The 12471-nt window shown below is 71.1% G+C and carries 8 protein-coding genes and 1 riboswitch; of the genes, 4 read left to right on the top strand and 4 right to left on the bottom strand.

Annotation, left to right across the window (positions count from 1 at the left end):
* Positions 1-29 precede the first annotated feature (29 nt).
* Positions 30-1052: a glycoside hydrolase family 113 protein gene (locus Vqi01_RS14865; protein ID WP_204035378.1), complete on the bottom strand. Its 1023-nt coding sequence runs from the start codon at positions 1050-1052 to the stop codon at positions 30-32.
* A gap of 105 nt (positions 1053-1157) precedes the next feature.
* Here Vqi01_RS14865 and Vqi01_RS14860 point away from each other — a divergent pair, with 105 nt between their 5' ends.
* Positions 1158-1811, top strand: a complete 654-nt coding sequence (locus tag Vqi01_RS14860; protein WP_239098406.1) for a TetR/AcrR family transcriptional regulator — start codon at positions 1158-1160, stop codon at positions 1809-1811.
* Positions 1812-1868: 57 nt separating this feature from the next.
* On the opposite strand, the gene Vqi01_RS14855 is transcribed toward Vqi01_RS14860, so the two are convergent.
* The 3 genes from Vqi01_RS14855 to Vqi01_RS14845 all read right to left on the bottom strand — a co-directional run bounded on the left by Vqi01_RS14855 (position 1869) and on the right by Vqi01_RS14845 (position 5988).
* A complete protein-coding gene (locus Vqi01_RS14855; RefSeq protein ID WP_204035377.1) occupies positions 1869-2729 on the bottom strand; it encodes a C39 family peptidase in 861 nt (286 codons plus the stop codon).
* A gap of 65 nt (positions 2730-2794) precedes the next feature.
* Positions 2795-2937: riboswitch (cyclic di-AMP (ydaO/yuaA leader) on the bottom strand.
* A 444-nt stretch (positions 2938-3381) separates the two neighbouring features.
* On the bottom strand, positions 3382-4701 hold the full coding sequence (locus tag Vqi01_RS14850) for a cation:proton antiporter (protein ID WP_204035376.1): 1320 nt from the start codon (positions 4699-4701) through the stop codon (positions 3382-3384).
* Positions 4702-4737: 36 nt separating this feature from the next.
* Entirely contained in the window at positions 4738-5988 is a 1251-nt protein-coding gene (locus Vqi01_RS14845) for an MFS transporter (protein WP_204035375.1), read from the bottom strand.
* A 416-nt stretch (positions 5989-6404) separates the two neighbouring features.
* Between Vqi01_RS14845 and Vqi01_RS14840 the strand changes: the two genes are divergently transcribed.
* From Vqi01_RS14840 to Vqi01_RS14830, 3 genes are all read left to right on the top strand, one after another.
* On the top strand, positions 6405-8381 hold the full coding sequence (locus Vqi01_RS14840; protein ID WP_204035374.1) for an amino acid adenylation domain-containing protein: 1977 nt from the start codon (positions 6405-6407) through the stop codon (positions 8379-8381).
* Positions 8378-10159, top strand: a complete 1782-nt coding sequence (locus Vqi01_RS14835) for a carbamoyltransferase family protein (protein ID WP_204035373.1) — start codon at positions 8378-8380, stop codon at positions 10157-10159. The genes Vqi01_RS14840 and Vqi01_RS14835 overlap by 4 nt, the downstream gene beginning before the upstream one ends.
* Positions 10156-12471: condensation domain-containing protein (locus tag Vqi01_RS14830; RefSeq protein ID WP_239098405.1), on the top strand; the 2316-nt coding region annotated here is incomplete at its 3' end. The genes Vqi01_RS14835 and Vqi01_RS14830, both read left to right, overlap by 4 nt.

The following is a 12471-nucleotide window of genomic DNA, read 5'->3' as shown; positions in this document are numbered from 1 at the left end:
GTGATCGCGGCCCGGGACCGCGCCCGCTGTCAGCCGGAGTAACTTTCGGCGACGGCGGCGAAGGCGGCTTTGGGTTCCCAGGGCAGGCCGGGGTAGGTGTCGCCGGTGCGCCCGTCGAGCACCTTGACGATTCCGAGGCTGGCGAGGTCGAGGTCGTCGACGGGATCCCCATCGGGGCGGTGCGGCAGGTTGTACAGCGCGAAGAGGTACACGAAGGCACTGTCCACGCCCTCGCTGTCGAAAATCTCCAGCAGCTCGCTGAGGTAGGTCGCCTGGCCGGCCTCGTCGCGCTGGTAACGCCCGTCGAGACGCACCGGTTCGCCGGTGACGTCGTCGTACTCGATGATCTCCATGCTGCGCGGCGCGACGTCGCCGGCACCGCGCCACGTCGCGGTACCGAAGCCGGTGACGGCAACGGGCTTGGGCTGCGCGACGAGTTCGCGTACGCCGTCTCGGAACCGGTCGGCGACCTCCGCGGAGCGGATGAGTTCGAGGGTCACGAAGTCGAACAGGTCCCAGTCGACGCCCTCGAACGGGATGGCGGCGTAGGTGACCTTTCCGTGGAAACGCTCGCGGATCGCCGCCACGGCGGTACGGAGGAATCGGTCGAGACGGGCACGGACTTCGGCGATCCGTTCGGCTCGGCCGTCCGCAACCAGCAGGTTGCCGAGGCGCTCGTCGATGCGGTCGCCGGCCAGGAAGCCTCGGTTCATGATGCTCAGCTCGACACCGGCGACGAACACGATCTCGGCTCCGGCCGCGCGCAGTCGCTCGGCCCGCTCGGCGCAGTCGAGGAACAGCGCGAGGATCTCGTCGGCCGACAGATCCAGCGGGTACGGCGAGAACCAGACCTCCAGCCCGAGGTCGGCGGCGGCGCGGGCGGCGAGCTCCAGTCGCTGGGGTTCGCCCCCGACGATCTGCACGGCGGTGCAGTGCAGATCGTCACGGATGATGGTCAGCTCGCGTCGGACCAGTTCGGGGTCGAGGCGCGGCACCGAGTTGCGGCCGTCTCGGACGAAGCCGGTGTCGTAGGTCATGCCCTTGGCGCGCATGGTGGTCGGTCCTTTCGCTGAAGAAAGTTGGGCTGGCGCGACGCTAGCACATTTTTGCGTGCACGCAGGTTTGCGCGCACGCATCGAGTGTGCGATGGTGGGCGGGTGACAGCAGGCCAGCCCACGTTGCGCGAACGGAAAAAGCAGGCGACCAGAGAGGCGCTCCGGACGGCGGCGCTGCGCCTCGCACTGAAACACGGACCGGACAACGTTCGCGTCGACGACATCGCCGAGGCGGCCGGCGTCTCACCGAGGACGTACAACAACTACTTCTCGAGCCGCGAGCAGGCGATTGTCGCGGCGGTCACCGCGCAGCGCGCGTCACAGGTCGCGGCGGCCGTGCTCGCCCGTCCCGCCGAGGTCGGCCTCGCCGACGCCGTCATCGACGCCGTCGTCGGGCAGTACGCCGACCAGGGTGAGCACGCGCCTGAGGCGTTGCTGATGATCGCGGCCAGTCCCGCCCTGCGCGCCTGCTACGTCGACACCGTCACCACGATCGAGGGTCCGCTCGCCGAGGCCATCACCGAGCGCTGCCCGGACGTCGACCGCTTGACCGCGCAGGTCCTCGCCGCCGGGCTCGGTGCGGCCGCCAAGGTCGCGCTTCGGCAGTGGTTGCAGTCGGCGGACGTGGCGCCGTCGATGCCGGGTTTCGTGGTGCCGTCGGGGTCGCTGCCCGACCTCGTCCGGGCCGCGTTGACGCCGTTCGCACCGGCGCTCGATGCGGCTGCGGTCGGCCCACCTGCTGCGGACCCGAGGTGAAACGGCCGGGCGCCGGTCCCCGAGTCGGAGACCGGCGCCCGGCGCGTCGCAAATCGGTCAGGCCGAGTAGCCCCGGGTGGCTGCCCAGTTCGCGAGGTCGATGGTGGTCATCCAGTACGAGGGGTAGGACGCGTCGGCCGAGTCGGCGATCTTCACCAGCCGGCCCTCGTCCTCGTAGCCCACCACGGCGACGTAGTGCCCGCCGGGGAAGGAGTGCCAGCGGCCGTTGGTGTCGGTGGCGCTGCCGGCCACGTTCACCACGATGCCGCGCCCGTCGGCAACGGCGGCCACGACGTCGGCCTGGAGCTGGTCCATCTGGGCCGGAGTGGCCGATGCGCCACGGATCCACCGGGTCTGGTACGGCTTGCCCTTGACCACGGCGTTGAGGACGCGGGTGGTGTCCTCCGCCGAGTGGGTGCCGGCGTAGGTGGTGCGGAGCTGGGTGGCCAGGGTGTCCTGGTCGCGTTCGACGCCGCCGGCGCTGAGCGCGTTCCGCACGGCGGCCGGGCCGCAGAAGTAACCGTTGATCTGGGCCTGGTGGGCGTAGTTCAGCACCTTCTTCTTCGGCGGCTTCGGCTTCTTCGGCTTCTTCGGCGCGACCTTCTTACTGGTCACGTCCGGATCCGGCGCGGCCGAGGTGGCCTTGCGCGACGGCGAGGCGGTGGCACTGGGCGCAGCCTTGCCGCTCGGCGTGGTCGAGGGAGACGGCGCGACCCGCTCCTCACCACGGGAGGCCGCCGCGTCGCCACGCAGTTCGGCGACGGTGGTGATCTGTGCGGTGGGCGGGGCGTTCCCGGTGCCGGCGAGCACCGCACCGGAGCCGGTCGCCAGCACGAGCGCCACCGCCGACGCGGCGACGATCTGGTACGGACGCTCCGCCGCCAGGCGGCGGAGCTGACGTTTGACGTGGTGCTTCACGACATTCCTCCACGAGGGCCGTGGAGGCGTGGGATCAACGGGGGGATCGTGTTGCACGGGGATGGAACTCCTTCCGACACCGCCGACCGGGTTAGCTGACGGATTCGGGCGGGAAGATCGCCCTACCGCGGGCCGAGGCTCGCGGATTCACCCCAGGTGTTGCAGTGGGTCCCCGGTTCGTGAGATCACGATTGAGCGGGTCGGCGCGGCGTCGCCTTTTGCGATCGGTTACCGCACCGGCCGGGCTGAGGCTACTGGCCGGTCAAAGAGCACGCCACCCCTCGCTGACCTGCTTAAACCTGATCCGGCTCGATTATTTTCGGGTATTCGGCCACTGGCCCCACTCAATGGGATTAGGGGGAATCCGCACGCCGGCAGGCGACAACCGGACCGGCGCACAAAAATGTCCTGGACATTGTCAGCCCGATCCGCCCCAGCGCGTCCGGTGACCGTTTCGGCAGACGAGACGACCGGGCCAACAGGGTGCGGGGGCGGCGGCCCGATCGCGGACGCGAGATCGGGCCGACCGCAGGACCGCGGGGTCAGCCGATCAGCCCAACCGGGCAGGGCGGGGCGGGCCAGCAGGATTGCGGCCGGACAGCCGTCGCGTGCCACCCGGGCCAGACGAATGCCGGGAGTGGCACCCTCCCGGCTACTCGACCTGGGCGGGTGTTGTCCGGCCAAGCTCACGTTCGCCGACGCGCTCGGTGCCGCGGAACTGGTGCTGCCACGCGGCCTGGAGTTTCGCGGGCGTGGCGGGTGCGGCCGGCAACGGGTAGATGAGCTGCAGGAGCGGCCCGGCCATCGCTGTCGTGATCAGGGCCATCACGACCATCGAGGAGTAGAGCGGGCTGTCGAGCATGCCGAGTTCCAGGCCGACGCTCAGGATGACGAGTTCGGTCAGGCCGCGGGTGTTCATCAGGATGGCGAGCGCGCTCGCCGGCCGGGTGGGTACGCCGCCGAGACGGGCGGCGGTGAAGGCGCCGAAGAACTTTCCGCCCACCGCGACGACCAGGATGAGAACGAGTTCGACGAGGTCGTCGACATCCATTTTGGACAGGTCGACGCTCAGGCCGGCGACGACGAAGAAGACCGGCAGCAGCAGGCGGCCGTTCAGGTGCGAGATCCGGTCACTCACCTGCGCGGTGACGTCGTCCTCGGGCGCTGAGGCCGCGCGGGGCATGATCGCCCCGAAGAAGAAGGCACCGAAGATGAAGTGCAGGCCGATCCACTCGGTGAAGGCCGCGGAAGTCAGCAGGCCCACCAGCGTGATGACCATGGGTGCCGGCCGCGCGAAGCTGGCCCCGCCTTCCTTGAGCAGGCGCCTCAGCATGGGCCGGACGACCGTGAGCATGAGCAGCATGTACGGCAGGAACAGCAGCAGCAACGGCGACCCGAAACCGGCTGTGCAGATGGCGACGACGACAGCGAGCAGCGACCAGGCAAGTATGTCGTCGATGGCGGCGCAGGCCAGCGCGACGCTACCGAGCCAGGTGCGGCTGAGGCCACGGTCGGTGAGGATGCGAGCCAGCACCGGGAACGCGGTTACCGCCACGGCGGCTCCCATGAACAGCACAAACCCGGTCTTGTTGTCGGTCGGATGTCTGTTGAACAGGTAGAGGGCCAACAGCGCGCCGAGCCCGAACGGGACGGCGACGGACCCGGCGGCGACGGTCCCGGCGACCATGCGTCGTCCCCGGAGCAGGCCGGCGTTCAGTTCCGCCCCGACGGTGAACATGAACAGGACGACGCCGAGGGCCGCCAGGGCGCTGAGGAACGGGCGGATGTCGGCCGGGAAGAGCGTGTCCGAGACGAGCCCGTTCAGCAGCGTCGGGCCGAGCAGGATACCCAAGGCCACCTCGCCGATGACGGGCGGTTGCCGCAGCCGTCGGGCCGCCGCTCCCGCCATGGCGGCCAGTAGCGAGATCGCTGCCAGGGCGAGAAGTAGCGCCGACACCTGATGGGTAGCCATCGCGGTTCGTCTCCCGAGGAAAGTGAGCCGTGCTGGCTATCTGACCGACTCCTGCGCGGCAACCGAATCGTCCGCCGCAACGAGCACATCGGTGGGCTGCTCGGGGGGGCGTGGGCGTTGCTCGGAGCGGGTGACCAGGTAGACCGCCGAGACCGTCACGGCGGCGGCCACGATGCCCAGCAGCAACCGGTAGTCCAGCAGGGCGATCAGCGCCGCGCCGACGGCGATCGACAGTGTCTGCGGCACCGTCACCGCGAATTCGAAGGCGGCGGAGGCGCGGCCGAGCAGGTTCTCCGGCGTACGGCGCTGCAACGCGGTGGTGGCACCGACGACCAGCCACGGGATGCAGAGGCCGAGCAGTGCCATCGCGGCAATCACCAGGGCCGTCACCTGGATCATCAGGAGCATGCTGGAGACGGCGACCAGCACCAGGCCGATGATGACGATCATGCCCTCGCTGGTCCTGCGCATCACCGCGCCCGCGGAGATCCCCCCGGCGATGGTCCCAATTGCCTGGGCCACGCCGAGCACGCCGAGGAACGTCGGTGCGTGCCCGAGGCCCGAGGTGACCACCGCCAGCCCGATCGACTCGAAGAAGCCCAGCACCAGCATCGCCAGGCCGCAGGAGGTGACGAGCTGGCGCAGGGTCACCGTACGGCTGATGAAGCGCAGGCCAGCGGTGATCTCGGTCAGCCAGTGCCCCTCGGACGGCGTGGGCGCCGGCTCGTTGACCTTGATCGCCAGGAGCGCCAGGGCAGCCAGCACGAACAGCGTGGCGTCGATGACGATGACCGCTTCCGGGCCGAGCCAGGCGAACAGGCCCGCGCCGATGACGGGTGCGAAGACCCGCAGCAGGCCGCGGACCGACTGGATCAGGCCGTTGGCGTCGCCCAGCGACTCCTTGGGCACGAGGGAGGGCAGCAGCGCCAGTTGGGCCGGCCCGGTCACGCTGCCCAGCGCGCCGTAGGCGAACATCACCGCGTACACGAGCCAGACGTGGTGCGCGCCACCGACCAGGAGCAGCAGCAGGACCACCGCGGCGAGGGCGAGGTTCGCCGCGATGAGCAGGGGTCGACGGCGTACCCGGTCGGTGATTAGACCCGCCGCGGGAAGCAGCAGGCTGCCGGCGGCGAACGAGAACATCACCAGGGCCGCCGCCGACGTGCTCCCACTTATCGTCTTCACCCAGATCGCCATCGCGAGAAACAGCGCGAAGTCGCCGAGGTTGGACGCCGTGTCGGCCAATACGTACAGCCGCATCCTGCGCGTGGCGAGGATCCGTGACATGTCCTTCTCCTTGGCTGAGTGGCGCCGATGCGGTCCGGTGAAAGGCATCTTCAGGGTCACACAAAAGACCATGTGAAGGGATGATCCCGTTTCCACTTGGCACACTCCTGCCAGCGTGGGTCCGCCTGGCGGTGTGGCACCTCAATGCCCGAACTGGGCAAACCGCGAGAAAATGCATCGCTGCGAGGGGTATCTGCCCCATCTTCAGCGGCATGCCCGGTTTGATCCATGGCTGGCTCCACCCGTTGACACCTTCAATCGGTCACTCCTAGCGTGCTGCTTCACGACCGGCCGGCCGGACATCAATTGCCGGCCACGGATAGTGCTTGGAGATCCCTCTTCGGGCATGAATGGGATGAACGGCGGCGCGATGAAATCCTTTCTTCGTGCCCCGTCCGCATTTTAGGGAGTGCGCGATGACGCGATCGTTGGAAACCGCGCACGCACCCACCGGGGATAGCACCCGGGTCAATGTCGACCGGGTGGTGGCCAGCCTGCTGGTGCTCGCCCGCGCAGCGGCCGCGGAGACCGTCACGGGACATCTGGTTGACCCGGCGACCGGGGCGGGCATGACGGTGTCACTGCCGTGGCGGGCACCCCTGTCCGTGCTCACCGCGACCGTCGAAAGGCACCTGCGCCGCCTCGGTCCGGACGGCGGGCGCCGCCCGACCGCGATCGAGGTCCGGCACGGTCACGGCCCGCGCATCCTGGTCACCGGGCGCCACGTCGAGCCGTCGGCGGACGCGGCGCTGTTGACCGGCCGCGTCAACCGGGTGCTCGACGGCGCGACCGAGACCGACTGCCCGGTCGGCGCGATCGACCTGTGCGGCGAGGAGGACACCCGGATCATCGCGTCCGCCCACCGCCCGGGCAGCACCCCGGCCGGAAGCGTGCCGGCGCTCATCCGCGCGGTGGCGGCCGCCAAACCGAACGCCATCGCGATCGAGGACGCCCGGCGTACGGTCAACTACGCCGCGCTCGTCGCGCTGGCCGACCGGTACGCGGACGTGCTGCGCGCTGAGGGCGTGCGTCCCGGCGACGTCGTCGCGATCGGCCTTCCCCGCCGGGCCGAGCTGGTGGCCGCGCTGCTGGCCATCTGGTCGCTGCGGGCCGCCTTCCTGCCTGTCGATCCCAGCCATCCGCGGGCCCGGCTGGACACCCTGTTCGACACCGCGGGCGCGCGGTTCGCCGTCGTCGCCGACCTGGCCACGGTGACCCGGGACGGCTGTCGGGTCATCACTTCCCTCGACGGCGACCTACCGGCCACCGATGAGCCGGGCAGCGGCCGCGCGGCCGCCGGAGAGGACGGGCCGACCGGCGGCGAGCTGGCGTACGCGATGTCGACGTCGGGCTCGACCGGCCGCCCGAAGGTGGTCGGGGTGTCGCACGCTGCGCTGGCGCACTGCGTCACGACCTTCACCGAACTGCTGGAACTCCGGGCCCCCACCGTCGCTGGCACGACCGCGCTGACCTTCGACATCTCCCTGCTGGAGCTCTTCCTCCCGTTGGCCACGGGCGGTCGGCTGCTACTGGTCGACGACGCGTTGCGCCGCGACCCGGCGCGGCTGGGCGCGCACCTGTCCGTCGGCCGACCCGACCTGATTCAGGCGACCCCTTCGGGCTGGCGCCTGATCCTGCCGCACCTGCCCCCGGATCTCGACGGTGTGACGCTGCTCTGCGGCGGCGAGGCGGTCAACGCCGACCTGGCCCAGCGCTTGGTCAACACCGGCGCTGCCGTTTGGAACGTCTACGGCCCAACCGAGGCCACCATCTGGTGCACGGCGTACCGGCTGCGGCAGCCCGTCGCCGATCCGGTGCCGATCGGCGCGCCGCTACCGGGGACCGTCGCCGCCGTGCTCGGGCGCGACGGCCGGCCCGTGCCGGTAGGGCATGTCGGCGAGCTCCACGTCGGCGGCCCGCAGCTCGCCGTCGGGTATCTCGGTGACCCCGAGCGCACCGGCGCGGCCTTTGGGGACGGCGCATACCGCACCGGCGACCTGTGCGCCTGGCGGCCCGACGGCACGCTGTCCTACCACGGCCGGGCCGACAACCAGGTCAAGATCCGAGGGCATCGGATCGAGCTCGAGGAGATCGAGACGTATGCCGAGCGCCATCCGTCGGTGGCCCAGGCGGCGGCGGTCGTCGTCGAGGCCGCAGCGGACGACCAGCGCCTCGTCCTGTACGTCCAGTCCACCGTGGACGGGCCGGTCGTATCCGACGCGGTCCTCCGCGAGCACCTGGCGGCGATGCTGCCCGCCGCGCTGCTGCCGCAACGCATCGTCGCCCTACCAGAGCTGCCCCTCACCCCCAGCCAGAAGGTCGACCGGCGGGCGCTGCGGGACGCGGCACAGGCACAAATCCACCGTCGGACCGGTTCCGAGGAGGCGTCATGAAGGTTCTGGGCATCAGCGGCCTGCACAACAGCGTGGACTTCAAACGACGCGAGCTGCCGGGCCTGAGCGCCCGGGAGTACCGGATCGTGCAGGGCTTGGACTCCGCTGCGGCGCTGGTGGTCGACGGCGTCGTGCGAGCCGCGGCGGCGGAGGAGCGGTACACCGCGCAGAAGGCGACCGGCAGTTTCCCGGTGCACGCGATCCGCGACGCCCTGCGACGGGTCGCCGTCGAAGCCGACGAGATCGACGTCGTCGCCCACGGTTTCGCCCACCGGGCCGCGGACCTGGACCTGTCCGACCCCTACCTGGCGGCCCGGTACGCGGAGGTGTACGACCCCGACGTGCAGCTGACCTGGCTGCGGCAGGAGTTCCCCGGCGTGGACTGGGCCGACAGGCTGCTGCCGGTCCCCCACCACCTCGCGCACGCGGCGAGCGCCTACTACCCGAGCGGGTACGACGAGGCACTGGTCCTGGTCGCTGACGGAATGGGCGAGACCGAAAGTCTTACCGTCGCGGTGGGGACCGGCGGCAAGATCGAGGTGCTGCACCGTATCCCCGCGCTGCACTCCATCGGCACGCTCTATGGCGTCTTCACCATGTACCTCGGCTTCGACATGATGATGGACGAGTACAAGGTGATGGGCCTAGCCGCCTTCGGTGACCGGCGGGCGCACTTCACCGAGATGTCGCGGCTGGTCAACCTCCTCGACGGCGGCACCTTCACCGTCGCCGGGCTCGCCGCCGACCGGAACCTGCTGGAGCGCGAGACGCACCGGGGGGTGCTGTCGATGCTCGCCGAGCGGTTCGGGCCGGCACGCCAGCCGGGAACGCCGATCGAGCAGCGCCACCGCGACGTGGCGGCCGCCCTGCAGGCCGTCATCGAGCTCTGCCTCGTGCACGTGCTCCGGCACTTCCGCCGCGAGACCGGCCTGCGTGACCTGTGCTACGCCGGCGGCGTAGCACTCAACTGCTCCGCCAACGGCGTGATCGCCCGCAGCCGGCTGTTCGACCGCATCTTCATCCCGCCCGGCGCGGGGGACGACGGGTCGGCGATCGGGGCCGCGCTCTATGTGCAGGCACAGCAGGAGCCCGGCACCCGCGTACCGGCGATGTCGATGCCGTACTGGGGCACGTCGTTCACCGACGAGGAGATCGGCGCGGCGATCGGCGGCCGGACCGACGTCGTCGTACGGCATGTGCCGGACCGGGCCAGCCTGCTCGCCGAGACCGCCGAGGCGCTGGAGGGCGGAGAGGTCGTCTCCTGGTTCCAGGGCGGGATGGAGTTCGGACCGCGCGCGCTGGGCAACCGCAGCATCCTCGCCGACCCGCGCGACGAACGGATGCGCGACCACATCAACGCGCTGATCAAGCGCCGGGAGGACTTCCGCCCGTTCGCGCCGGTGGTCACCGCGGAAGCGGCATCGACGTACTTCGAGGTCGAGCCGGACGATGAGGAGCGCTTCCGGCACATGCTCTTCACCACCCGGACCCGGCCGGAGCACCGTGCCTCGCTGGGCGCGGTCACCCACTTCGACGGCACGGCCCGGGTGCAGGTGGTCAGCCGCGAGGGCAACCCCCTGCTGTGGGAGCTGCTGACCGCGTTCGCCACCCGTACCGGGATCCCGGTCCTGCTCAACACCTCCTTCAATCTGCGCGGGCAGCCGATCGTCCGGACCCCGGAGACAGCGGTCGACACCCTCCTGCGGGGCGGGCTGAACCGCCTGGTCATCGGCGGGTACGTCGTCACGCCGCTGCCGGCCGCGGAGGACGGGCGATGACCGTCGAGGTCAGCCAACCCGACCAGGTCGTCGCCGCGACCCTCGCCGCAGACGACGAGGTGATGCCCGGCCTGTCGTTCCGTCGCGGCCAGGTCCGGCGGGTCCTGGACATCGGGGCGGAGGCCGTCGTCGCCCTCGCGCGCGAGCTGGGTACGACTCCGCCCGCGGTCCTCGTCGCCGCGGCGCAGGCACTGGTCGCCGCCGACCGGGGAAGCACGTCCGCGACGGCGGCCGTGATCGGAGTGATCGTCAGGGACGCCGACCACAGCGCCTCGCTGCGGGCGGTGCGGTCGTCGGTCGAGGCGGGGCTGCCGCTGCGGCGGCTCGCCGAACGCGCCGCGACGGCGCTGCCGGCGGCGCCGGCGGCCGACGGTGAGGTCCGAATCGCCGTGGCCCCGCTCGGCGCGCTCGGCGACGGGCTCGACGCTCGGGACGTCGCCGACCTCGGGCACGAGCTGATGTGGTGCGACATCACGCTGGAGATCACGGCGCGGGACGGCCGGCTGGCGGTGTGCTGCGACCACGACGAGGACCGGTACGGCGCGGTGAGCATCGACGCGCACCTGGCACGTCTCGCCGGCCTCCTGGCGGACCTGGTTGCGGGCACCGGAGCACTTCCGGGTGTGAAAGGAAGCGCTGCGGTTGCCACGGCCGCGGGACCCACGCCGGCCGACGGACTGGTCCAGCCCAGCACCCCCACCGAGCGCGCCGTCGCCGCCAGCTGGGCCGACGCCCTCCAGCTCGACCGGGTCGGCGCGGACGACAACTTCTTCGCCCTTGGCGGCCACTCCCTGCTGGCCGCCAAGGTCGTCGCCCAGGTAGCGGCCAGGCACGGCGTGGCCCTCACGGTGGACCAGCTCTTCGAGCACCCGGTGTTGTCCGACTTCGCCGCCCTGGTCGACGCCGGCGAGCCGGCCGCCGCGCTGCCGGCGCTCACCCCGCGCGCCGGCGACGACATCGCCGTGTCGTTCGGGCAGGAACGGCTGTGGTACATGGACCGCTTGCGTCACGGCTCGGCTCTCTACAACATCCCGGTGCTGGTGCGGCTGGCCGGCCGGGTCGACCCGCAGCGGCTGCGCGCCGCGACCCAGGCGGTGGTGGACGCCCATCCCGTGCTGCGTACCGCGCTGAAGACCGTCAACGGTCGTCCCGTCCCCCGCCTCGCCGACACCGCCGAGATCGACTGGACCGTGTCGGACGCCCGCGCGGATGGCGAGCAGGAGGGGCGCAGACTGGCCCGAGCCGGAGTCGCCCGGCCGTTCGACCTGGCGGCGGCCCCACTACTGCGGGCCGGACTGGTCCGCATCGCGGACGAGCAGTGGCTGTTCTGGATATCGATCCACCACGTGGCCTGCGACGGTTGGTCCCTGGACATCCTCCTCGCCGAAATCTTCGCCGGATACTCGGCGGACCGGCCCGCCGACCGGCCCGCCACCGGGTTGTCCTACGCCGACTTCGCGGCGTGGCAGCGCGCCGTGCTCACCCCGGAGGTGATCGCCGACGGGGTCGCCTGGTGGCGGGAGCGGCTGGCCGGTGCGCCGGCTCTGTTGGAACTACCCGCCGACCGCCGCCGACCGGCGGTGGCGAGCCACGCCGGTCGGACGCTGCGCTACCGGCTGCCCGAGTCGGCGGTGTCGGCGCTGCGTACCACCGCGAGAAGCCACTCGGTCACCGTCTTCGACCTGCTGATCACGGCGTACCTGCTGCTGGTCGGCCGCTGGTCGGGGCGTACCGACGTGGTGGTGGCGACTCCGGCCGCCGGGCGTCCACTGCCCGAACTCGACACCCTGGTGGGCTTCTTCGTCAACACCGTCGTGCTGCGGGCGGACCTCAGTGGCGCCCCCGCCTTCGCTGACCTCGTCACCCGAGTCCGTGGCGTCTCGGCCGCCGCGCAGGCACGCCAGCAGATCCCGTTCGACTCACTGGTGGCTGCCCTGGACCCGGATCGCGATCAGGGTCGCGCGCCGCTCGCCCAGGTCGCCTTCGGCATGAACCAGCACGCGCGCGGGCGGTGGGAGCCGGGCGGCGTCGTCGCCGAGTTGGACTCGGTCGATACCGGTACGGCCAAGTTCGATCTCACCCTCGCAGTGGTCGACACCGGCGGTCCCGACATGGGCGTGGAGCTCGAGTACGCGACCGACCTGTTCGACGAGTCCACGGCCGACCGGTTCGCCCGACAGTGGCTCGTCCTGCTCAACCGCCTGCTCGCCGACGTCGATGCTCCGGTGACGTCGGTATCCGCCCTGCCTCCTGAGGAGGAACGGCTGGTTCTCGGCTGGGCCGGCCGCGCCCGCGACTACCCCGCCGGGCAG

Source organism: Micromonospora qiuiae, from assembly GCF_016863555.1.
In the GTDB taxonomy this organism is placed as follows: Bacteria; Actinomycetota; Actinomycetes; order Mycobacteriales; family Micromonosporaceae; genus Micromonospora; species Micromonospora qiuiae.
This window is presented reverse-complemented; position numbering and strand designations above follow the sequence as displayed.